Origin of the sequence: Mucilaginibacter sp. SG564 (genome assembly GCF_013149275.1) — a bacterium.
Taxonomy (GTDB): domain Bacteria; phylum Bacteroidota; class Bacteroidia; order Sphingobacteriales; family Sphingobacteriaceae; genus Mucilaginibacter.
The window spans coordinates 496,761-521,012 of sequence record NZ_JABGNA010000001.1 but is presented as its reverse complement, the minus strand read 5'-3'; the positions used below and the strand labels follow the sequence as shown (position 1 = coordinate 521,012).

At 40.2% G+C, this 24,252-nt stretch carries 18 protein-coding genes; 4 read left to right on the top strand and 14 right to left on the bottom strand.

Annotated elements, in window-relative coordinates; translation table 11 throughout:
• Window position 1: 1 nt before the first annotated feature.
• The 5 genes from FHW89_RS01785 to FHW89_RS01765 all read right to left on the bottom strand — a co-directional run bounded on the left by FHW89_RS01785 (window position 2) and on the right by FHW89_RS01765 (window position 10,367).
• Window positions 2-895: an SdiA-regulated domain-containing protein gene (locus FHW89_RS01785; RefSeq protein WP_253952137.1), complete on the bottom strand. Its 894-nt coding sequence runs from the start codon at window positions 893-895 to the stop codon at window positions 2-4.
• On the bottom strand, window positions 882-2,927 hold the full coding sequence (gene ppk1, locus FHW89_RS01780) for a polyphosphate kinase 1 (RefSeq protein WP_172333288.1): 2,046 nt from the start codon (window positions 2,925-2,927) through the stop codon (window positions 882-884). Before ppk1 ends, FHW89_RS01785 begins: the two co-directional genes overlap by 14 nt.
• A 20-nt stretch (window positions 2,928-2,947) precedes the next feature.
• A complete protein-coding gene (locus FHW89_RS01775; protein ID WP_172333287.1) occupies window positions 2,948-4,183 on the bottom strand; it encodes a Pycsar system effector family protein in 1,236 nt (411 codons plus the stop codon).
• 448 nt (window positions 4,184-4,631) lie between these two features.
• Window positions 4,632-7,229 (bottom strand): DUF3857 domain-containing protein, encoded by a 2,598-nt coding sequence (locus FHW89_RS01770; protein WP_172333286.1) that lies wholly within the window; start codon window positions 7,227-7,229, stop codon window positions 4,632-4,634.
• 120 nt (window positions 7,230-7,349) lie between these two features.
• Window positions 7,350-10,367, bottom strand: a complete 3,018-nt coding sequence (locus FHW89_RS01765) for a DUF2723 domain-containing protein (protein ID WP_172333285.1) — start codon at window positions 10,365-10,367, stop codon at window positions 7,350-7,352.
• Between the two features lie 468 nt (window positions 10,368-10,835).
• Between FHW89_RS01765 and FHW89_RS01760 the strand changes: the two genes are divergently transcribed.
• On the top strand, window positions 10,836-12,461 hold the full coding sequence (locus tag FHW89_RS01760; RefSeq protein ID WP_172333284.1) for a gliding motility protein RemB: 1,626 nt from the start codon (window positions 10,836-10,838) through the stop codon (window positions 12,459-12,461).
• Between the two features lie 84 nt (window positions 12,462-12,545).
• Here the strand turns inward: FHW89_RS01760 and FHW89_RS01755 are convergent, their stop codons facing one another.
• From FHW89_RS01755 to FHW89_RS01745, 3 genes are all read right to left on the bottom strand, one after another.
• Entirely contained in the window at window positions 12,546-14,636 is a 2,091-nt protein-coding gene (locus tag FHW89_RS01755; RefSeq protein ID WP_253952136.1) for a hybrid sensor histidine kinase/response regulator, read from the bottom strand.
• Window positions 14,637-15,015: 379 nt separating this feature from the next.
• The gene (gene aqpZ / locus FHW89_RS01750) at window positions 15,016-15,723 is read right to left on the bottom strand and encodes an aquaporin Z (RefSeq protein WP_172333282.1); all 708 of its coding nucleotides are present in this window, start codon (window positions 15,721-15,723) and stop codon (window positions 15,016-15,018) included.
• Between the two features lie 211 nt (window positions 15,724-15,934).
• Complete coding sequence (locus FHW89_RS01745) at window positions 15,935-16,663, bottom strand: LytTR family DNA-binding domain-containing protein (RefSeq protein ID WP_172333281.1); 729 nt, start codon at window positions 16,661-16,663, stop codon at window positions 15,935-15,937.
• Window positions 16,664-17,118: 455 nt separating this feature from the next.
• Between FHW89_RS01745 and FHW89_RS01740 the strand changes: the two genes are divergently transcribed.
• The 3 genes from FHW89_RS01740 (at window position 17,119) to FHW89_RS29080 (ending at window position 19,007) form a co-directional block, all read left to right on the top strand.
• On the top strand, window positions 17,119-18,417 hold the full coding sequence (locus tag FHW89_RS01740; protein WP_172333280.1) for a S9 family peptidase: 1,299 nt from the start codon (window positions 17,119-17,121) through the stop codon (window positions 18,415-18,417).
• Window positions 18,418-18,612: 195 nt separating this feature from the next.
• Entirely contained in the window at window positions 18,613-18,867 is a 255-nt protein-coding gene (locus FHW89_RS01735) for a hypothetical protein (protein ID WP_172333279.1), read from the top strand.
• Window positions 18,825-19,007 carry a sigma factor-like helix-turn-helix DNA-binding protein gene (locus tag FHW89_RS29080; protein WP_172333800.1) on the top strand — a complete coding sequence of 61 codons (183 nt, stop codon included), beginning with the start codon at window positions 18,825-18,827 and terminating at the stop codon, window positions 19,005-19,007. Before FHW89_RS01735 ends, FHW89_RS29080 begins: the two co-directional genes overlap by 43 nt.
• 36 nt (window positions 19,008-19,043) lie before the next feature.
• Here the strand turns inward: FHW89_RS29080 and FHW89_RS01725 are convergent, their stop codons facing one another.
• From FHW89_RS01725 to FHW89_RS01700, 6 genes are all read right to left on the bottom strand, one after another.
• Window positions 19,044-20,030 carry an AraC family transcriptional regulator gene (locus FHW89_RS01725; protein WP_172333278.1) on the bottom strand — a complete coding sequence of 329 codons (987 nt, stop codon included), beginning with the start codon at window positions 20,028-20,030 and terminating at the stop codon, window positions 19,044-19,046.
• A 75-nt stretch (window positions 20,031-20,105) separates the two neighbouring features.
• Window positions 20,106-21,041, bottom strand: coding sequence for a hypothetical protein (locus FHW89_RS01720; protein ID WP_172333277.1), 936 nt, complete (start codon window positions 21,039-21,041; stop codon window positions 20,106-20,108).
• Between the two features lie 73 nt (window positions 21,042-21,114).
• Window positions 21,115-21,744, bottom strand: coding sequence for a hypothetical protein (locus FHW89_RS01715; RefSeq protein ID WP_172333276.1), 630 nt, complete (start codon window positions 21,742-21,744; stop codon window positions 21,115-21,117).
• Between the two features lie 81 nt (window positions 21,745-21,825).
• Window positions 21,826-22,782: a hypothetical protein gene (locus FHW89_RS01710; protein ID WP_172333275.1), complete on the bottom strand. Its 957-nt coding sequence runs from the start codon at window positions 22,780-22,782 to the stop codon at window positions 21,826-21,828.
• A 21-nt stretch (window positions 22,783-22,803) separates the two neighbouring features.
• The gene (locus FHW89_RS01705) at window positions 22,804-23,550 is read right to left on the bottom strand and encodes an HmuY family protein (protein ID WP_172333274.1); all 747 of its coding nucleotides are present in this window, start codon (window positions 23,548-23,550) and stop codon (window positions 22,804-22,806) included.
• Window positions 23,551-23,580: 30 nt separating this feature from the next.
• A complete protein-coding gene (locus FHW89_RS01700) occupies window positions 23,581-24,246 on the bottom strand; it encodes an HmuY family protein (RefSeq protein ID WP_253952135.1) in 666 nt (221 codons plus the stop codon).
• Window positions 24,247-24,252: the final 6 nt, after the last annotated feature.

Genomic DNA, 24,252 nt, shown 5'->3' with positions numbered 1-24,252 from the left:
ATTACTTTGTATAGTTAAATTTTAATACGTTACCTGCGCTTACCAGATCGCCCTCATTTGATATGTAAAGATTGTTTTGGTCATCAAACGCAATACCCTCTGGCTGATTAAACAGCGTGGGGTTCAGGGGATAAACATTTTTAATCTTCCAGGAAGCATCAGCAACCACCAGTACCTTATTTACCGACGAAAGAATATACCACTCGTTGGTATTTAAATTTTTGGCCAATGCCGAAGGACGAAATGCGCCTTTCTTTTTACCTGTAAGTAGTTGTTCTACCGCTTTAACATTGACACTAAAACCACCAGCAGATTTAACCGTCCCGTCGTTTTGCAGTTGTAAAATATAACCACTGCTAACCTTGCCCTTATCGCCATCACAGTTTTTACAAAGGATGTATAACCGATTTGCTTTTTCATCGGCATACATACCTTCGTACTCGCCGGCAGGTACTACATCCTTTAATTTCTTAACATCTTGGATCTCTTTATTCCTTACCTGGTTAAACGGAAAAGTAAACAATGTACCATCGCTGCGCAAGATGATCGTGTAATTATTACTGATAGCGATATCTTCATAATCACCCGATTTGCCAAAACGGCTTTCGCTTACCTTTTTATCGCCTAATTTTAAATAATATACATTACCATTCTCATCCTCCTCCGCATATAACGAATCGCTTTTACCGTGCCGGAAGGCAATGCCCGATATTTCGGTTAAATTGATGTGCATGTTATACTTTACCGGTTTATTCAGGTCGTATCCCTTTGGATTTGTAATAACTTCGGGCTTACTGGTGCATGACATGCCTAACACTACCGCAATACCAGCAATCACCATCATGATCAAAGCAGCAGTCTTTCCCTTCATTTTGTTGTTTTTAAACTTTCTCATCGGTTTTGTGCTGTAAAAGTTCATATATAGCCCGTTGCGATTGTATGAGGGGTTCGTGCTTTTCGATGCTGATGTTTTGCAGCTCTTCATTAAGCATTACCGCCTGTACATTATCATTTAACTGCAGATCGATGATTTGCATGATCTCGGCCCTGATACCCTGATCATAAACCGGGAAACAGACCTCGATCCGCCGGTAAATATTGCGGTTCATCCAATCAGCCGAACCCAGGAAAACCTCCGGTTCGTTATTGTTATGAAAAATAAATATCCTCCCGTGTTCCAGGTAACGATCAACAACGCGGCGTACTGTTATATTTTCACTCATCCCTTTAACACCAGGTATAATACAGCAAATACTACGTACAATAAGTGATATTTTTACCCCTGCCTGTGATGCCTCATATAGTTTAGAGATCAATATACGCTCTTCCAGGTTATTTAGCTTAATGGTGATAGCACCATCCAAGCCCTTTTTTACATTATCTATTTCCCGGTCAATCAGTTCCAGGAACCGTTGCTGTAAATTAAACTGTGCCACCAGCAGGTGCTTAAAATCAATAGGATACCCTTCGGATGTCTTCGCTTTTTTACCCAGGAACATAAACAGCAGCTCCATTTCGCGAAGCAAAGCCGGATTAGCCGTCATTAAAATATGATCGGTATAAAAGGCGGCGGTACTTTCGTTAAAGTTACCTGTGGCCAATAAGCCTGCATATTTAACCCGGCCATTCACCAATCTTTTTACCAAAGCAATTTTGGCATGCACCTTTAATGCCTTATCGCTATAAATTATCTCGACACCGGCAGCCTTCATTTTTTTGGCCCATTTAATATTATTGGCCTCATCAAAGCGGGCCTTAAGCTCCACCATTACCCTCACCTTTTTGCCATTACAAGCTGCGCTGATGAGCGCGTTCACAATACGGGAATCACTGGCTACCCGGTACAGGGTCACGGAGATTTCCTGTACATCCTTGTCAATGGCTGCCTCATTAAAAAAACGCAGTATACTGTTGTACGATTGATAAGGCGCATGGAAAATATGGTCATGATCGGCAATGTGATCAAACAACGATTCTTTATCTATCAAACCTGTATTGACAATTGGCGGCCAGCGGGTATAACGCAAAGCAGGTAAATTAACAGGCAGGCTCATCAGATCTTTCAGATTATGATATACGCCCCCTTCAACCACGCTTGAACCCTGCAAACCCAGCTTTTCGGTGATGGAGTGTAGCGTACGCAGCGGGATTCCGGGTTGGTGCAAAAACCTGGTGGCCATGCCCATGTCTCTTTTTAACAATTGCTTTTCGATCTGTTCAGACAGGTCGCCGTGGTACTCGTCTTTGAGGTCGAGCTCGGCATCACGGGTTATTTTAAAACTGTAACAACCGCTTACGGTTTCGCTGGTAAATAGCCTGTCAAGGTTAAACCTGATGATATCATCCAGGAATATAATATACTGCTGATCATCTGCGGATACGCTGTAAAAACGAGGTAGTTGATTTGAAGGGATATTAAGCAGTATCGTTTTTTCCTTTTCACCCTTCACCTCCAGGCTGATCAGGAAATATAAGCGGTTGTTTTCTGGGAAGAACTTTTTCCCGGTCTCCGAAAGGTCAACAGGCTGCAAAAAAGCCATCACCTGGCTAAAAAAGTAATCAGTTACTTTATCCCGCACCACTTCCGGAAGTGGTTCATTGAACAAGAGGTTTATCTTATTTTGTTTAAGCAAGGGTATTAGCCTGCCGGTAAACACTTGTCCGAATTTTTGCTGCTGCCGTTCAATCAGTTGCTGGGCTTCCAGTAAAACGTCTGCTTTTTCGTGTGCAGCGCCTTTACTCAGTTTGTTAACCGCCAGTATAACAGGCATCCTAACCCGGTAAAACTCATCCAGATTTGAAGAAAATATCGAAAGAAAATTCACCCTTTCCATTACAGGCAGATCTTCCTTTTCGGCCTCCAGCAAAATACGCTCGTTAAAAAGCAGCCAACTCAGGTCTCTGTCAAAAAATGAGTAATGATCCATAAAGATGTTTGTTTAGCAGATTATATCAGTGATGAGATCAGGAACGCCAATACCGAAATAATAAGACCGAACATGAATACATTATAAGAAACCCGCAATAACCTATATTTTTTGCCCAATACAACACCCTGCGAATAATTATCGCGGATAAGACTACCGTACAAGAAATCCTTATCGTCCATCATTTTTACCATACCATCGCTGTAATCGTTTAACGACATACGGTAAAAATTACCAAAGAAAAGTAGATTGACCGTCTTTTTTTCAATATCATCGGGCGAAAAAATACCCGGCGGAATTGAAGGCCGTGTGGACAGGATAGAGAATATCATGGTGGTTAAACTTACTGTGAGCAGCATAAAAGTAGGAATCAGCAGGTTGGAATGCTCATCCAACTTGCGCAATACCAAACTGATAATGGCAGATAAGATGATCGAATTCACTGTGATCATGATATGGGCCTTATTGTCGGCCATATCGCTCAAACGCTGATGATTTGCTGAACTGATACGAAACATGGTTTCGATACCCCTTTCCGGCTTATCACTTTTATGTTTTTTTTCATGATGTTCCTCTTCTTTAACAAGAGCAGCTTCAACATGATCTGTTTCAGTCACATTTCGGCCTTCCGCCTTTTCCTTTTTTTCGGATTTCTCTTCCACTTCGCTTTGTTTATCCTTTAATTTTTCAAGGTTCTTTTGCTTCTGGTCATTTAACAGCAGTTGGCAATAATCGGTAAAGTAATGGTGCGACTCTAACAGTTTAATATTACCCTCGCGCCAGGTGTCTTTATTAATTTCGATGTGCCTGCAGGCCTCCAACTCCTTGCGCATCAGCTTGCTTTTTTCTCTAAAATCATCGGTACCCAGGTGAAACAGATCGGCATCGCACAAAATTTCTTCCGACAGATTGGTTGGTTTTTGGGGCATTTCGGTAGCCATGATACAGGCGTTTACCTTATCAATTACCGCGTTATCTACCTTTTGTTGTTTCAGAAAATGGGTTGCATTTTCGGTACTTTTCACTTCATGATTGCTTTTATCAACAAAGTAGCCGGTATCATGAAACCATGCTGCGGAAAGCACTATAAAAAAATCTTCGTCAGATAGCTGGTAGTGGTTGGCTATCTGAGTAGCAGCAGCAACTACGTCTTTAGTATGTTTAAGATTATGGTATGCAAGTTCGGGATCATCATGCACATCAAAATATGATATGACATAATGTTTTACCTCTTCTAACAACTGTTGAAATTTCATGATGGCTTTTTATGGTTAAAGTAATCAAATTTATTTTAAAAATTAATATTTCCGGCAGGCCGCTAAATGTTAATTGGATATTATAGAATGCACCCGCCCGAAAACTTTTTAAACCCATAATTTTAACACTTTTCTGTTCAAAAAACGACTAAAAACAGCCGATAAATATTCAGTTTAATGGAGTTTTAATGCCATTTTAACAAATTTTCAGCGGGTTCTGAAAGCTTTAAAAAGTATTTGATAATTGATGTTCAAATAAGTAAATCTAAAACAGTCTCTATTTTTGGTCGGTTTTATCCTTTAACAGAACGGCCTTGCTTTCTGTTAAACAGAAAGCAAGGCCGTTATATATACAAATATACGAAATACCCTGCAGAATACATAGAAGGCATAAAAATCACCTCGGTCAACCTGTAAAAGATCTGTATAGAGAGTATACCAGGGCGTTTTACCCTTCCTGGTGTGGCTGTTCTTTAGCAAACGTTTCGGGCCCTTCATAACTGTAATTATATGGAGGATACGGCACAATAAATGTTTCGGCAACCCGGGTTGATTTCTTGAAATAAGAGATCCAGATAACTGCTACCACAAACGAACGTACCGCTACCGAGATACTATCATTAGTTAAGGCCGCTTTGTGCAACGGCTGCACAACAATGATCTTTAAGGTAAAAAAGATCAAGCCATATATAAAATACCCGATGATGAAAGATGGTAATATGTCTCGCTTATTAAGCAGCAATACCAGGCAAAATATGGCATAACCAGCCAATATTGTATCACCTACCAACTGATATACAAGCGCCAGTTTATAATTAAACTCGTGCCGGCTGCCAGCATAGAGAGTCCAGGTATGCAGACTAAAAATATGATCCGAAAACTCGCGAAAAATTGCCGCTAAAGCGGTTAATGCCAAGCCTATAGTCACCAATACCAGCCAACCGCCAATAGGATGAAAGCCGGAGCCATGAGCAAAAACTATGGCCGGTGTTTCCCGCTGATATATCCGCATGCATAAAAAAACAAATCCTGCTATCAGTACAACAGTCAGTATGATCAGAAAGCTGTTAACGGCAGTTGCTGATGATGCAGAACCTGCGCCAATGTAAGAGAAGCTATAACTAAGCTCTTCATTATTGATTGTTTTAATATCACCTTTAAATTCGGCGAGCTTATTAAGAGGCGCGTTGTCTTTCAGAAATGTAAGTTTGTATTTCAAAAATAAGCTATCGCCAACAGCATTACGATTTGAGGAAAAACGAAAATAATCCCTGTTGATGGAGGCGCTATCAGGTGTTATATCCCAGCCGCCTGGTAGTATTATCTGCTGTGTATACTCCAAATTGTATGGATAGCTTAATGATACGGGAGTTTTTGTTTGCCCGGTAATGGATGGAAACATTTCCGATATACTGTAGGCATAAAGCCCCCCGGTTAAGCGGTTGGTTGTGGAGTCTTTTTTAAAAAAATTATTGATCAAATAAGTTTCTGTAGTAGTGATGATATTCTTTTGGAGATCGTCTGATATGGCTAAAGAATCTTTACGCTCAATTTTGGTATATATTTTAGCATAATATTCCAGGTAGCTTTTTTCAGTTTCGGCAGTGCTGTTAGAGGCTAATCTATCGCGTACATTATCTGCATGGTTGCCGGTGTACACCGTTTTAACAGTAAGTAATACCGGCGATTTTTCATCTTTAATGGTATAAATATCCTTACCGGTGATCTTGCCTGTTTTTGAAGGCGGTATGGTTGTTAAAGCGTTATTACCTGCTTTTAATACCAGTCCCCTCCCATAATCGGGGAAGTAAATATCAGTGCCTTCACCACCCTGGTAATCAATAGTAGCATCAACCCAAACCTGTTTGCCATTAACATTAGCGGTTACTACAGCGTGATTAAAAGCATAGTAGGTAGGTATATAATCGGCTATATGTTCATTGCGGCTGGCATTTACCAGCACCATATGCGCTTCTATGCAGTTGGCATTCAGCATGGATACCAACAACAGGGATTTGTCTTTACAATCGCCATAACGCTGTTTAAATACTTTTTGAGGGTCATTGGCCCGGTGCGAGTACTGTCCTATCTCGATACCCATGTACCGAACCTCATTTTGCACCGTCCGCACAGCCGCCCTGAAATATTTTTCCTTATCGTTACCGGCCTCGATTTTAAGTTTTTTTATACGGTCAGCCAATTCACCTGTGATATGCGTATCGGTTGGATTAATACTCAGCGCCCAATCCACCACATCGGCCCAACTGTTATATTCACTGATCTGTACATGCCCCAGCGGATCGTACCAGGCGGGCTGGTTATTATCATCCTCACCTGCCGGTATCTGAAAATCTTCATAAGCGTACTGTTTAAGTCCGACGTTTTCAGAAACTGTTACTTTGGGTGTTTTATTGAAATATTTAAAATTGAGCTTTCTTTGTGGCGACGTGATAACAGCGGTATACTGATGAGCTATGGGCGTGTACCATTGAAAATAAATATTATCGCAGTATTTACCCTTAAAAATGGGGTTACGACCGGTAAGTGTATAGGAATACTCGATCCGGTCGCCTTTGCGGATATCATCCAATATGCATAAAGCCGAAAAGGTACCCTGGTATAAAAAATCAGAGAGGTTTTTTTCGTCGGCCAGCACTTTAAACGCCGATATTTTTAAGCGGTTTAGTGGTTTATTATCGCGCCAAACGGTGATATCATGAAAGTCGAGACGTTCAAAGGCCGGGTCAAAACTGATAGATATCTGCGAGGCATTTTGAATTCCTGCGTCTGATACAATTTCGCGGATCACGTGATGATAATCGGCCTGTTTTTCTACCTGGATCTGTTCTTCTATCAACGCATAAAAAAAGCCTCTTTCAATGGTTCGTGCCGATGGCTTCTGATCATAAGTTTTAACGCTGCTTAACCATGTTGGCCTGGGCGATTGATGTATAACGGGGGTACCTGCTTTAGCTAATTGACTTTTAAACAATACTAATAGCGGGCAAAAAATTAAGGTTAGGTATATTTTTAAACACTTTGACATACAGGCATTGAAAATAAACAAAGAACCCGACTTTTTGATATTTATTTAAAATATCAAAAAAGCTTATAAAAAAAGCCATCTCACAAAATGAGATGGCTTTTTGATATAGTTGAAAGTATACTATTGTCCGCTGCCTAAGATTGGCGCAAACTTTTTCATATAATCATTCAATTGCGCTGATACCTTTTTATTGATATCGGTTTGCTTGTTTTCTTTGGTGAAATCGGCTATACCGTTTAGCAATTGCAAACTGATCTGCACATCGCGCATGTTTACGTTACTGGAGTTATCTGATAACAAATGATAGTTATAATCTAACTGATCGGTCACGTAATCATCAATGCTGGCAGTAAGTCTTTTACCAAGAACCACATCATTAAGCTGGAATGCCAGCTGGGCCAGAAATAATTTACGACCGGCCACATCAATATATGGCGTAATATCGGGCATTTCCTGATCGTACTTATGGAGCGCTTTCAGCGCCAGGTCATTATGCCCTTCCTGCATCAGGTTTTGTATCAGATCAATAAAGGTAGAGGCCATCACCGGGTAAAACATGGATGTTGACTCATGATCAAGGTAACGGGCATTTTTAAAGTTGCCGAATTTAAACTTGTTCATGATGTTGTTATACATTACCATGGTATTGGTTTTGCCCAACTGATCGCGTTTGGTGGTATCTTTTTGAAAAGGGATCAGGTGGTAGGTAAAGCCTTCTTTATACAAATAAGGTTGTAAACCTATCAGGTTATCGTTACCGATAGTGGTGGTAAAACAAATTGGCCTTTTCCAATGGTTATGGGCCAAAATATCCAACATGGCCAGGTTATCTTTAGTAACGTAGTTGGAGGTATATTTCCAATCCATCACCTTGGCTATCTTATCTTTCTGATCAGCCGCTACTACACCATTTTTAATCACCTCATCAGGATCAATAGTGATCTTAAAGTTTTTGGTTGGTAAATAGTTACCCCAATCGCCACTTTGATACTGCACCTGCGTCGCTCTATCATCAGAAGAGATAAAGTCGAAAACCTCTTTTACTTCTACAGGTCCGGCTATTTTACGATCATTGTAATAAATGATGTCCCTCACCCCTTCCTTATATTTATCATAAGGCATGGTGATAGGCAATGGTTCCGACTGGTTCATTTTTCCCTGCATCTGGCGGATATACCAATCGCCTGTAAACAAGCTCAGGTTAACAATGCGTACGTCCGGGCGTATACCTTCCACTTCCTGGTCATACCATAACGAGTAGGTATCGTTATCGCCATAAGTAAACAATATGGCATTTGGCGGGCACGATATCAGGTAATTATAGGCCATATCATGGGCTGTCCATTTGGTTGAACGGTCGTGGCTTTTCCACTCTTTGCTGGCCAACAGCACCGGCGCCAGCAATAAACAGATCACGGTTGAGCCGATAGCGGCGGTATTGGCATTGATATATTTACGGGCAAATTCGGCAATGGCAATAACGCCTATACCTATCCAGATAGCAAATGCATAAAAAGAACCTACGTATGAGTAGTCACGCTCACGTGGCTGTATAGATGGCTGATTAACGTACAGTACAATAGCGAGTCCCGTAAAGAAAAATAACAGCAATACAATAAGCGCGTCCTTCTTTTTACGGTTAAGGTGATAAAACGCACCAATTAAGCCAATAATAAGTGGAAGCGCATATAACGGTGTATAGGTGGTCCCGTGTAATAATGATTTGGGTAGATTCTTATCAAAAAGGCCTGTAGTCCAGTTTCCATCAATGCCACCAGTGCTCGTTTGCCCGTCGGCGTCATTGGTACGGCCCACAAAGTTCCACATAAAATAGCGCCAGTACATCTGGTACATTTGCCAGCTAAACATAAATTTCAGGTTATCGCCAAAGCCCGGCGCCTGGCCATCCGGAATACGCAACCACTCTTTATAAAACTGAACATCGTTAGGTTCGGTACTATACATGCGCGGGAATGGCGTAGTATGGCTGTACTCTGTCTCGATCTTTTTACCGGCATTCTCATACTTTGTTTTTCCTTTACGATAAATAGTACTGCCTTCTTTCTGATCGGTAACGGTAGCATCATAATATGGGCCGCTTAGTAATGGCGTTTCGCCGTATTGGATACGGTTTAAGTAGCCATAAAGTGTAAAAGCGTTATCCGGGTGAGAGTTATTCAGATCGGGGTTAGCTGTAGCCCTGATGGGGATATAGGCAAAAGCCGCGTAGCCAAAATATATAAAGGCCACACATAATAAAGCCAGGTTAACCGTTGGCTTTTTAGCGCGGATACTATATATAATACCACCCACAAGCACTACAACAATTAATAAGATAAAGAAAAATGCTCCGCTGCCAAAGCCCAATCCCAGTGAGTTCACAAAGAAAAGATCAAAATACGCCGCGAATTTGATAGTATATCCCCTGATGCCGTATTGCACCAGCCCCAGGATAACAACGCCTGCTAAAAATGCCAGTATACCATTTTTAACGGTAATATTTTTGCTCCTGCGGAAAAAGTATACCATGGCAATAGCCGGGATGGTTAACAGGTTAAGCAGGTGGATACCGATAGATAAACCGATAACGTAGGCTATAAAAACCAGCCATTTATCCGCGCCTTTTTCATCGGCATGGGCATCCCATTTTAATATGGCCCAAAATACAATAGCGGTACATAGGGATGATAATGCAAATACAATGGTCTCAACAGCCGAAAACCAAAAGGTGTCGGTATAAGTAAAGGCCAACGCGCCAACCAGGCCTGCTCCCATGATCAGGATGAGGTTTGATTGCTCAACCACATCATCACGTTTATTTAAAAGCATCTTTTTGGCCAGGGCGGTTATCGTCCAGAACAAGAACATAATAGTGGCCCCGCTGGCTACTGCAGAACCCAGATTGGTAAAATAAGGCACCTTGGTATTATCGCCAAAGGATAACAGCGAAAATAATTTGCCCAGCATAGCAAAAACAGGATAACCGGGTTGGTGGGCTACCTGTAAACGGTAAGCACATGAAATAAATTCGCCGCAATCCCAGAAACTTACGGAGGGCTCCAGTGTTAAAATGTAGGTAACAGAAGCTATAACAAAGCAAAGCCAGCCTAAAAGGTTATTGATTTTTTTGTATTGCATTTATATTATATATGGGTTCATTAGTTCACTTGTCCATTAGTTTATTGGTGCATCTGTTCCATGTTCATTAGCGGGATGTATATGAATAACCATGCAAAGCTATTCGTTCAACAACCAATGAACAATTGAGCCAATAAGCGCGCAAATATCAGGATTTTTATAGCTTATTAAAAGAAATCAGCTTAGTGTCACCAAATTTAACATAAATTAACTTTTACAATCAAAAGATTAAAGATTTTTGGAGTATAGAATATATACTTCCTATAAGCGGATCAATCATACTTTCAGATAGTTATAAATCTGGAACTACTATAATAAAAAGCCCTTACTCAAAAAATGTTTACGCTAAAAATCGAAACTCAAGCATTAATATGTTATTTTGTGAAACAAATAAGGGGGTTATTTCCTTAGCCAATTAAGCGCTGATCCAATTTTCATGTTAATATAAATAATGCTTACTTTGTTGTGATGCAAAAACTTTACTTCGTTCAATCTATAAAACTTTTTTTGTTAGCGGGGATACTCCTCCTTTCGGTTCAGACAAGCCATGCACAATCTGTTTATTTACCACAATCCTATCTGCTTTATCAAAAATTTAACGGTGATATATATAGTGTAAAAAGCTCATTTCATACATCCTTACGCCCTTTTTTGATAGACAGTGTGATCAATGGCACCTATGATTCTGTAATGAACATAGGCGTTAGCGACAAACGTAAAACCTGGCTTAGCCGTAAGTTGTTTAACGAACATTTGTTTGATGTACAAACCAAAGATTATACTTTTTACGGTGATGTTATTGCCGATCTGCAGCTGGGCAGAGATTTTTCGGGCAAACGATCCACCTATTTAAATGCCCGTGGTTTTCAGTTTGGCGGTACGGTGGGTACAAAATTCTCCTTTTACACCAGCGGATTTGAAGACCAGGCCAAGTTTCCGGATTATTATAACGATGTTGTAAATGCAAACGCCTTTGTACCCGGCCAGGCTTATGCCCGCCACTATAACGGCCAGGCACAGAACTCTCAGGATTGGTCGTACGTTACAGCTATCGCATCTTACACGCCTATAAAACAACTGAACATTACCCTTGGACAGGATAAAATGTTTGTAGGTGATGGCTACAGATCGCTACTACTTTCAGACTATGCTGCTAATATGCCATTGTTAAGAGTTACTGCTAACCTTGGCAGCGTACAGTATATGATGGCCTGGGCCTATCTGGAGGACCTTAAAGCGCCAAAATTTGACCAGTTGGGAAGCAACAGGCGCAAGTGGGCCCTGTTTCATTATGTAGACTGGAACGTAAGCAACCGTGTATCGCTGGGTTTCTTCAACGCGCTCATCACCCCGGAAGCCGATGCACAGGGCAACAGGCGCGGGTTTGATGTAAACTTTATCAATCCACTGGTGTTTTCCAGCGGTTTAGGCTCGTCTGGCTCACCCAGAGACAATGTATTTGTAGGCTTTACCGGCAAGTATAAGATATTTGATAAAACGGCTATTTATGGTCAGTTACTGCTCGACAGGTTTAAATTCAACAACTTCTTTTCGGGCAATAACCTTGACAATACTAATGGTGTACAATTGGGTATACGTGGGGCCGATATATTTAAGGTTAACCGTTTAAACTATCTTTTTGAGTTTAATACCGTGAAACCGTACACCTACTCCAACACGCAGGTGCTTAATAATTATACTTTTTTCGGCGATCCTCTTGCTCATCCATTCGGAGCCAATTTCAGGGAGTTTCTAGGTATCATCAACTACTCTATCGGCCGGTTTGATTTTCAGGGCCAGGTTGATTATGGTAAATACGGACTTGATGCTAATGCGGCGGATAATAACGGAAAATTATTGACAAAGCCATACCCGGTTAACCCTAACCCAACTCCGGTTATTGGCCAGGGCATCAGTACACAACTTTATTATGGTGAAGGTACCATATCATTCCTGGTAAATCCTAAAACTAATCTCCGTATTGAAATTGGCGGCCTTTACCGCCAAGAGAAGAATGCGCTGAATGATAATAAAACCACCTTATTTACATTCGGTTTAAAGAGTGGCTTCCGGAATTTATATCATGACTTTTAAGATAGGAAAAGTAGCTGGTATCAAGTAGCTAGACAAGATATCAATAAGTCGAAAATCTTGATACTAACTACTTGATGCTAAATCTCACAATTTCAAAGCGATGATAATCTGCCGTACCAGTTCTGCCTCGGCAAATGGTTTGCTTAAAAAACCTGAAAACCCTTTTTTGAAAAGCTTTTCAGCATCTGATGGTCTTGAGGTGCCACTGATAGCAATAACCGGTACTTTATTTAACGGGGCTTTTAAATGCCTGATAGCGGCTATAAGCTCATGACCATCCATGGCAGGCATCTGGATATCGGTTAGAATAACAGTAATGGATTCTTTAGCCAGGATATCCAGTGCAGCCTCTCCGTTATTGGCCTGATAAAATTTAATATTCCATTTGCTGGTCATCATTTTCAGAAACATTAAACTAAGCTCGTTATCGTCTACAGCAAGGATACTAATACCGCTAAGCAAGGATAGCGGATCATCTATTTTTTGTTTATCAGCAACCAGGTTGCCCGCCTCATAAGGTATATAAAAACTAAATGTGCTCCCCTTTCCGGCCACACTTTTTACACTGATCTGTCCTTTTTGCAACTGAACCAACTGCTTACAGATATAAAGCCCAAGTCCGGTACCTGTTTGACCTTTCGCGGAGTTGGTTTGGTAATATTTAGAAAAAAGGTTTGCCTGCTGCTCTGTACTTATACCTGCACCCGTATCTATGATGTCAACCGTCAACCTGCTTTCTTTATTTACCTGTACCAGGGAAGCTTTTACGGTAACACTGCCTGTATCGGTGTACTTAATGGCATTACTTAGCAAATTAACCATCACTTGTTTAAGCCTGAAACTATCGCCCAAAATCAGGGCACCCTTATCGCCTTCAAAATGATATGCCAGGCTGAGTTTCTTTTTGGTGGCACTAAACTCCATGCTCTCTATCACCTCTTTCAATACAAAATCAGCGTTGAAAGGATCGCGGTTTATCTTAAACTCGCTATTCTCCATTTTAGCGGCATCGAGCGTATCATTCAATGTACGCAGCAGCATATCAGACGAAAGCCTGATGGAGCCCAACATATCTGCCTGCCGTGGCGAAAGATTAGTTTGACTGAATATATACAGAAAACCTTTTATAGCGGTAAGTGGGTTACGTATTTCGTGGCTCATATGCTGCAGCAGATCCATTTTCTGCTGAGCAATGGTGACCGAACGCTCGTTTTCTTGTCGTAGCAGGGTTTCAGATACACCCAGTTTAAGGATAAATACAATGAGCAACGCAGCAAATATCAGTACTAAGAAAAGAGCCGCCAGATAAAAATTATTGATTAGCCGGGTTGTTTCCTGGTAACTTTTAAATGTCATCCCTTTAAACTCATTGGCCATATTGTAATTGATATCCTTTACACCGTTTATAATACTCTCCATCTCGTTACGGATATGAATATTAAGGGCTGTCAGATCTTTTTGAGTAGCCAGTAATTTGATATTCCGCTCCTGTAACTGCTTTAACTTTTGATTAAAGTTCTTTTTATCGCGGTAAGCCACTTTACGGGTTGCCGAATCGACCAATAAGTTTGTGCGGCTATGGTTAACCACGATAATGCTGGAGGATGTATTGTTGTTTTTATTAACGATAGCGTCTTTGATTCGTCCGAAAAGGCCCTTCTTTTTACCAACAATATCTTTTTTTATGGTATCAGATTTACTCTCTACATTTTTTTTCTTGGGCCCGGTGGTCGTGGTGATAACAACCGGTTCTTTACCAGTAGCCTCATTAAAATCGGCATAAACAGTAAGCAGGGAATCAAAATTATGCTTAAGCTCATATAACTTGCCCGATAATTCCAGTTTTTTTACGCGCCAAAACAGCACTTTTTGATGTTGCTCGTCGCTTAAGCCCGGTATATTACTGTGATCTCTAAGCAGCGTATCTATCAGGTCAAACGCTTGTGAGAGTTTTAACTTGTATGCTTTACTTTTTTCGTCGTCGGCACTTAATAACGATTCCTGAAAATCATCTTCGGCCTCATGCAATAATAACAAGGCTTGTTGGGGTCTTGACTGATCATATTCAACATCGTGCGCTAATTTTGAAAGGTCCTGTAATTTATTGGAAATAGAATTACGTACAAAAAGCGCGATGATGGCAAGGATAATGATCAATGCCAAAAACGCCAGCATGATCTTCCTTGAGATTTTTTGAGTATATGTAGATTTCATTAAAGCAGTAACCTAAGCAAGTATGATGCCGATATTTAAATGGAAAAATTAAGGGCAATAATAACACTTATTAAAACCGGGGAAGATATATTTTTAACTTCTTATGAGAATAAGTTTAAAATATAAACCATTAAATAAAAGTATAGCTCGTAAACGAAAACCAGAAGGCTAAAAATGGATGGTTATGCGGGCTGTAGATACCACTTAAAAACTCCGCCAACGGTTAAATATTGGGTAATAGTAACAGCAGAAAAAAAATGAAATATTATTTTGGATTGATTTTTAGGTATAACCAGGTCAAACAGGAATAGCCATGCCGACCTGGTTATGCATTTGAATTTTATTTTCTTTCCAACAGGATACGCCATGCCGCGGCACTTAATATAGCACCCAATATGGGAGCCACAATAAATAACCATAACTGGCTGATAGCCGCCCCGCCAACCAGCAATGCCGGGCCAATGCTACGTGCCGGATTTACAGATACACCGGTAACCATGATACCTACGATATGGATAAGCACCAGGCTTAAACCTATTGACAGACCCGCGAAACCACCATGTATATTTTTTGTAGATGTTGAACCAAAAATTACCAGCAGGAAGATGAAGGTAAAAACAGTTTCGGCAATAAAGCCGGATAATAAATTGTAATGCCCCGGTGAAAAGGCATCAAATCCATTTTGTCCTAAACCATTAGCGGCTACGCTATACCCATCCTTCCCCGATGCTATGAGCAATAAGATACCAGCGCCGGCAATAGCCCCCAATACCTGGGCAATAATGTAAATAACCGCTTCACTTGCTTTCATACGGCCGGCAACAACCATACCTATAGAAATGGCCGGATTAATGTGGCAACCAGATATGTGACCAATAGCATAAGCCATTGCTACAACCGATAAGCCAAAAGCAAAAGAGATACCCAACAAACCAACACCACTTGTGCCATTGGCGCCGGCAATCACCGCGCTGCCACAGCCCATCAAAACCAATACCAGTGTACCGAAAAACTCGGCCGAAAATTTTGAAAAAGTGCTTGTCTCCATCTGAATTATAAATTAGGTTAAAGGATTAGGTAAATAATAACTAAACTGCAACATGGGTTTAGTTATACATAACCTGTGCATAGTTATATAAAGCTACGCATTGTTATATTGCAAATCCGCATCAAATAAAATAAGTTTTCAATCGAATGTTAAATAGTTTCGACAGATACTATTATCCTTTCGACAAAAGTTCAAAACCAGAAGATAAAGCTTAAAACCACTTATCGATAAACTTTTTAAACGGTTCCCGGTACTGTTCGCTAACAGGTATCAATATTTTTCCAAATCGGATGGTACTCCGGGTAACACTATCGATCTTATCCAGCGAAACGATGAAAGAACGATGCACCCTCATAAATGCGCCACTCTTTAATTTTTCTTCCAGATTTTTCATGGTAGTGAGTGATTTTATATAACCATCGGTATTGGTTACATAAACTTTTACATAATCTTTGAATCCTTCAATGTAAAGTATATGCTTTAAATAAACCTTTACTAATTCATACTCAACCCGTAAAAAAATAAAATCATGCTCTGTATAATCTGTGATTTGCAATTGCGTATTACCTTCCAGATCTGCTTTAGCTTTATACATTGTTTTCAGAAACACCTCATATTCAATTGGCTTAAGCAGATAATCAAAAGCATTTACTTTGTACCCTTCTATCGCAAAACGATCAAAACCTGTGGTAAAAATAATACGTGGCGCATCGGTGCCCATACGCTCATTAATAATACGGGCGAGTTCAATGCCGTTGAGGCCAGGCATATTGATATCCAGAAAAACCAGTCTTGGGTTTTGGTTTTCTATGGCTAACAGGCCCTCGTTAGGGTCGGTATAAAACGATAACAGGTTTAAAAACGGGGTATTGTCAATAAGACTACGAAGATGAAAAACAGCCATCTCATCGTCATCCACAATCATGCAATCAATCAACATAGGTTTCAGAGTATAGCTGATCAAGACAAAATTCAGACCACCCAAAAGCTATCTCCAATGACCTATATGACACATCATACAACCAATAGGAATAGTTTTAAAAGCGTGTATATTATTCCCCAATTGGTAAAAAATAATGCGCCCTTAAATAATGGCGCATTATCAATCAATATAAGGTTTCCTCTAAAAATACATAACTCGAATTAAACGCTAAACCTGGAATATCGCTTTTAGCTAATTGTGATAAATAGTTAAATCAGACCATCCTATTAGAAACTGTGATGACGAAGAGTAAAGTTTATTTTGACACTCTTGCAACGTTTGTATGTTAAAATACATTTAAAAGAAGCCAAAAAGATGAAATATTTATTTGTTGCTGCAATTTGCCTATGCCTCAAATTATTATTGGAAGCATATAAATAAGTAACACGTACAAACATATAAACCTTACAATAATGAAAACCATGTATACAGCTATTTTGATTGTAATAGCACAAATCGCGCACAGCCAAACACCACAAGGACATTACGAAGGTGCCCTGACAAGAGATGGATCTGTTCAATTAATCTCCTTTGATTTTGCTATAGATAAAACAACTTACGACATTCCTGAAATTGGTTATTGGGATGTGACTACAGAAAAAATAGCTTTGAGAAAGGACACTTTGAATTTAAAAATATTCTATGGCGATTTCTCCTGTTTTTTAGACTCTAAAACAGGAGATTTAACAGGTATAAGCAAGGATATGAATCCTAAAATCCGGATTCACCTGAAAAAAACGGCGGCGAAAAAAAAGAGCTTTTCAGAAGAGGAAATTAAATTTTCTAATGCAGATGTTTCCCTTGCAGGAGTTTTGTTTAAACCCAAAAAATCAGAGAAACCTATTCCTTATGTGATTTTAGTACATCGATCCGGATGGGAAGACAGGAACACACCTTGGTATCATTCATTAGCTTATAGTCTGGCAAGCAAGGGTATAGGAGTTTTACTTTATGATAAACGTGGGACAGGTAAATCAACAGGTAATTTTTCATCAGCAGATTTCAATGTTCTGGCAGACGATGCTGTTTCCGCGTTCAATTATATAAAAGAAAGAAAAGATTTGAATTATACCAAAATAGGCTTTATTGGCGCAAGCCAGGGAGGATGGATTACACCGCTTGCAGCCAATAAAGTCTCAAACTGTGGCTTCGCAATTTTAATAGTAGGTCCCGCTGTTTCTCTTTATGAGCAAGATGTTAATCGTGTTCAATATACGTTGACTGATGAAGGTTATTCAAAACATTCTATTGATTCTGCACTTCATTATTCGGGACTTTTTTTCAAATATATTCAGAGTAATCATACAAAAGATTGGGAAGCGCTTAAAGCTTATGCCTCGAAAATAAAAGATAAAAAATGGATAGATAATCTTGATATACCTCAATCACAAATAGGGAACGACATATTGTGGTGGAGAAAAAATAGGTATGACCCTAAAGAAGCTTTAAATAACATAAAATGTCCTGTGTTAAGTATTCTTGGGGAAAAAGATGTATTAGTGCCCCCAGCCGAAAACAAAATTAAAATGGAAACCTACCTGAAAAATGCAGGCGTGGATTATAAAATTGTTATCGTAAAAAATTGCGGGCACGACATGATAACAAAGGGAGAGCTGAATGGTACAGATTGGAATTGGCCATATACTTATTGGCAATGGCAAAAACAACCTCAGGAATTTTTCAATTCAATATTTGAATTTATAAACAAATAACAGCGAAACCAAAGCTAAAACTGCAGCAGATAACTATAGGCTCGGCAATATGGCGCAGCAACATGTTTCTTTATAAATTCATCTTCTCGACAGGTATGTTACTCATAACTCTGATTATCTACTTCCTGCTGCACACCACCCAAAATGGTCAAATCATGCTTACCAAATACTTTATGAAAGTTTAACTGGCTATAAATGGTAGAGTGTGTTAAACACCTTAAAATAAACAACTTTCAAAACTATATACATGTAACCGCCCGTTACCACGTATTTAAACATCTGAAAGCTGCACGAATTAATTGTGTGGAATACATGGAGCAGTTTGCAGAAATGGAAGAAATGGTGGTATACAACACCGCCGACAGCAAACTGGGTTACGAATCATTTGAGACAGAACTGGCGCAGCTATTAAAAGATTACCCCGCCGTTGCCAGGAGATATTCTGGTTAAGCCGGGTACAAAATTTAAGTAATGACGAGATAGAGGGTAAACTCAACATTTCTAAACGTACGGTTGAAAACCAGATAACCCAGGCGTTAAGATACCTTCGTGTTTCTTATACAAAACTATCAACGGTTTCATCGCGGTGATCATTGCCCTGCTTTTGAGCAGAGTACACTGAGTTTTTAGCTTCTGATCTCACTAGGCAATATCCCAAAATACTTTTTAAAAGCTTCGGACAGATGAGACTGGTGCTTAAAACCAACCTCGTAGGTCACTTCCCTGATGGTCATTTTCTGATCAACAAGCAAGTGCCGGGCACGCTCCATTTTTAACCTGGTTACGTAGCCATAAATAGTTGTACCAAAGTATGCCTTAAAACCACGCTTCAATTTAAACTCATTGAGGGATACCATACGCGATAAAACCGGCAATACGGGCGGGTTGGCAAAATCCTGGTCCAAAATATCACGGGCCTGCTCTATCTTTTCCTGCTCAAGGTTGGAATACTTGCGCACTTCATCATGCTGATCGTTCTGCAATTGTTCCATCTGAAGCATCAGCAGTTCCAATATTTTCGATTCGGTATGCAACCGTTTCAGTTCACCGGCTCTTTTGCATTCTACAATATCATTGATGGTTTGTCTCATTTCGTGCGATACCAGCAAATCCTGGGCGGATATAGAAGTGAATTTTCCATTCTTAATTTCCTGTACAAAATCGGCATGCAGCAAAGAATCTTGGTTGATCAAATGAAAATAATATTCTTTCGACAGTACTACCAGGAAGTAATTGTACACCACATCGGGCAACAACTCATATCTGCCCGACAGGGAGGGGATATAACGAATATTATGCCTTGCTCCTCCCCGCATTTTTTTGGTGCGCTGTTTATCGTCCAAAGCTTGCTTTTGCTCATAAAATATAAACTGCGAGGTTACAGTTTCACCTTCTATCTCAAAAAGGATACTGGCAGGCTCATTAAACTGCATCTGCACATTCATCAGAAACAAACCACCCGAGCTGATCATATGATTTGAGAACTGCTTAACCGGCGGGCGCTTAATGGTCATGCTTTTTTCGGCCAATGGCGTTTGCACGTTATAGTTGTCAGGCAGTTCTTCTATAAAAAGCCAGTCTTCAAAACCTTCTATTTTTGATTTGATATGCATATGGTACTTTAACTTTATAGCCCGCATCCCAAAAGATGCAGGCTATGTTTTCATAGATATATGTAGGTGTTTGTGTTATTCTGTTACTTGTATTCCATTGCCAGATCTGTCTATACCATATAGCGTATCATTTTTATCATACAGATAAATGTTTTCGATCTTGATCAATGGGAAATCAACCGGTACTTGTAATTTTATTTCGTCGTTGGTTATGCTAACTATATTTACCGGTTTTTCGGTGAAAATATCAATGGACATAGTCGCCCTGACAAATATTTGCTTGTAATATTTTAATGAACCATTATCACTTGTAATGGAAAGGGTTCCACCACGTTTAACCGTAGTAATTGTTGCAGGCACCACCAATGATAAATCAGGTGGGGCTATATGGATTGGCCCTTTTAACTGGATCAGGCTACCTGTTTTAAGCTTAACCCGGTATGAACCGGTATCAATTGATATCGGAATATTAGCTATGAGCCGTGATGCCGTAAATTCCGTAAAGGAAGAACCCGGCAATTGGGTCTCTTTATTGTTTTTATCAACAATATATAATTTTGTACGACTGGTATCGGGCACCATGTATTCGCCGAATAAAACAAGCACATCTCCTAAACGTGAATCCCCAACCTCAAAAGCAGGATTGGGCTGATTTATTGCAGGTTTAAGCCTGTAGGTTTTAACGCTACCGTCCTGTGCCTTTACTTTAAAAGTCACCCCCGTTTTAAAGGCAACCTGCGCACCAGAGGCCGGCTCAATAACCGCCCTTTCAGAAACAGTGATCTGCGGATTGATAAAATCAGGGACAGCCATAAAAGGAGGATAATAAACTATAATATCTGATCCTTCAATACTTGCTTTTATTTCTGTACCATTTGCATCTTTTATGGTAAAACGCTCAATATCGTTATAAGGATATTCAACGTACTCCTTTTTACAGGAGGATATAACAAAAACAGCCGCAAGTAACGATAGCAAGAAACATAGTCTTCCTGATTTAAAGTAGATCATTATTCGAATATTTATTTTATTAGGGTAAATTGTAAAGAGGCAAGCCGGATAACCGGCTTGCCCCGATATTTAATTAGTTGTTATTAATTACACCGGTTTTAATAGTGTATACACCTCTGTTGCTGGTAGTTGTACCATCACCGGTAGCTCCGGTAACTTGTAGGGCATATGGGCTGCCAGACGCGGGAGTAACCAGGATGTAAAAGCTAGCGATAGCTGTTACACCACCTGGCTGAACATAGTTGTACCAGCCATTAGGAGCATTTGGATCGGTTGAAGTGTTTCTGCCGATGCTTGCGACTGCGGTAATGCCAGCAAAATCAGAAATTTTCAATGAGGCAAATGTTTTAGTTGGAGCATACAAATACTTTAAAGTAGAGCCTGAAATGGTTTGTATAACCGAGTTATTGGTACTTGTAAAAAGCACGTCGGCAGCGGTAAAACTGCTTGTGCTTTGAGCACCAGTAGCCAGATCTACATAAATAGTACCATAACCGGCCGGGCCTTGTGCCGGGTTGGCATAAGTGCCGGTTACTGTATAAGTATTGCTGGTTGGCACCGCGTTAACAGATAATTTTGAATTTGCCGAAGCATCATTGTTTGCAGGGGCAACGCCTTTGTCTTTAGAGCAGGAAACTGCCAGAACCGCGATAGCAACAACAGCTACGCCAGATTTTAAAACGCCTAGAAAATTGTTTTTCATGATGAATAAGATTGAATTTTAATAAATGAATTGAATTAATATATGTTAATCACCTTCGTACGCAGGTGGGATAACCATGTGTTATTTGGCCGTTACCGTTAACGCCCCGATTTTTTTGACCGCATCCCAGCCATCAAATTGAAAACTGTATTGGGCCGTGTAATAATAAACCCCTACCGGAAAATCATCAGGTATCTTCAGCGTCATGTCGGTATAAGTGTAGCTTTGTATAGGCAGATCATAAGTTTTACCATTAACCGTTACCGAAGCCGCTTTAAAACCAACAAATACAGTATTAAATGAGGTAAAACTGATTGTGCCTCCCTGCTTTACTTCACGTGATGGTATCAGCAGATTGGGCTGTTGAAAAAAAACATGAATAGGGCGTGTTATTTCGGACGTATGCCCAAGATAAGTAACCTTAACCTTGTATGATCCGGTGTCAATATCAGCGGGTAATATTACCCCGTTTAATACATACAGGTTATCTGAAGGGCTAAGGGAAAAAGCAGACCCCGTAGGGAACGTAACCACCTTATTGCTTTTTTGATTGGTCATTTGAACCTGCACCAAAGAGCCGTTCCTGCTTTGAAAATCACCAATAATCGGGGGCAGTTGTAATAAAGGCGACACTTCCAGGGTAGCGTTAGCACTCCAGTCAACTGTTAATGATGGTGTATTTTGCTGTACTATTTTAAGTGTATATATATTGGTGCTGCCATCGGCTGCCTTAACCGTATATTTAACGTCTTGTGCGCTAATAGGTATCGGTTCAACTTTTCCTACAATACTTGCTCCTTGCGATACTGATATAGCAGGATCAATAACCGTGAGGTTAAGATAAAACGGTACATATACCGTGATAGATTTATCAATTTGATCAATAGCGCCATAAATAACCGTATCAGTAAGGTTAACTACCTTATATTCTGTGATCTTGTTTTGGGGCTGTGCAGGCAGTTCAACAGTTTTTTTGCATGAAGCGAAAACAGTTGTTATCAAAATGGCTATTAAAAAGGGTATTAGTTTTAATTTCATCGGGATATGCAGGTGTAAGTATTATTTAATTTCAAACTTGGTGCTGCCTTTCGGGACGATCACATACTCAAATGTGAAATACATGTGCGGTGTATCGCGAAACCATTTATCAGCAGTAAGCACATCTTTATAACAGCTGATCATTTTGATCTTGGCATAATTACCCGTTGCGGTACGCACTACCAATGTGCGCGACTCAGGCATCGCGTAAGCCACATGCTGTTTATTATAGCTGCCATCGCCCCTGATGTTTCCGCCAAAATCATACAGATACCAGCCGGTTCCCTCGCCAAAGGCTCCCTGGTCATCTGTACCAAAAGTTTTGGAGGTTGAAAAATCCTTATCAGCCGGAACATCAGTAACCGTTTCAAATGCTTGTTTTAAGATGAGTATACCACCTACTCCATTGGCTGTGTAGCCCGGGTTTGTTGCATCTTTACCATTATTGGCACCAATAAAACTGTTATACAAATTGGAAAAAGATAGATCCCAGCGGGCCGTTTTTTGATAGTCGGCAGGTGCTTGCACTTTATTTTCAAGACTGAAATAAAGAACAGGAGGCGCCGTTGTAGGAGCGCTGTCATCCGTAGGAGCCGAAAAATTTTCAACTCTTTGCAGTTTATAAAAAGGTACGGAACCAGATGCAGCTGGTGTATCGGTTTTTGGGTCAGGTTCAGGGTTGTTACTTTTTGAACAGGAACTAAAAAGCATACCGGCAATGGTAAGCACGCCAAGCCATTTAGTGAGATTATGGGTGATTGATCGCATGATAATATGTATGTTGGTGTAATTATTCAATTAGTCTTTGGTTGATAGATTGCGGCTGCCATCTTGCTGTACAAAATACCTGAAGGTGAAATAAGGCGCCGGCCAGTTCAGATCGGTTACTACAGCTGGCGCCCCTTTATACATGCTCACCATTTCAAGTTTGGCATATCTACCATCCGCAGTACGTAAAACATAAGTACGGTTCTTAACTGGCACTGCCAGGTGGGTTTTCAGGTCATAGAAATACCAACCGCTGCCATTACCACTATCCCAACCTGCAGAAGTTATTGCTGCGGAGGTAAATACATTATCTGATGGGGCTTCAGTAACCTGGTCATAGGCTTTATTTACCACTACCATGCTGCCTTTTCCTGTTCCGCCAAAACCTAAACTGGCATCGTTAGTACCGTTATTTATACCTACATAGGAGTTGTACTCCCGTGCGAAAGAAATATCCCATTGCGAACTTTTCTTCTGACCGCTATCAATTTTAGCATTGGTAGTAAAACTGAAATAAAAAGTTTTGAAACCGCTGCTGATCGTGCTGCCAACATCGCCGGGCAAATCATTTACTACAGTGCTTTTGCCATCCTGTAGCTGAGGTTTTACTTGTTCCTTAGTACATGAACTGATCAATAAGGCCGAGGCAACCGTAATGAGTAGTGTTTTCAAGTAATTGTATTTGGTCATTTTCATATATCT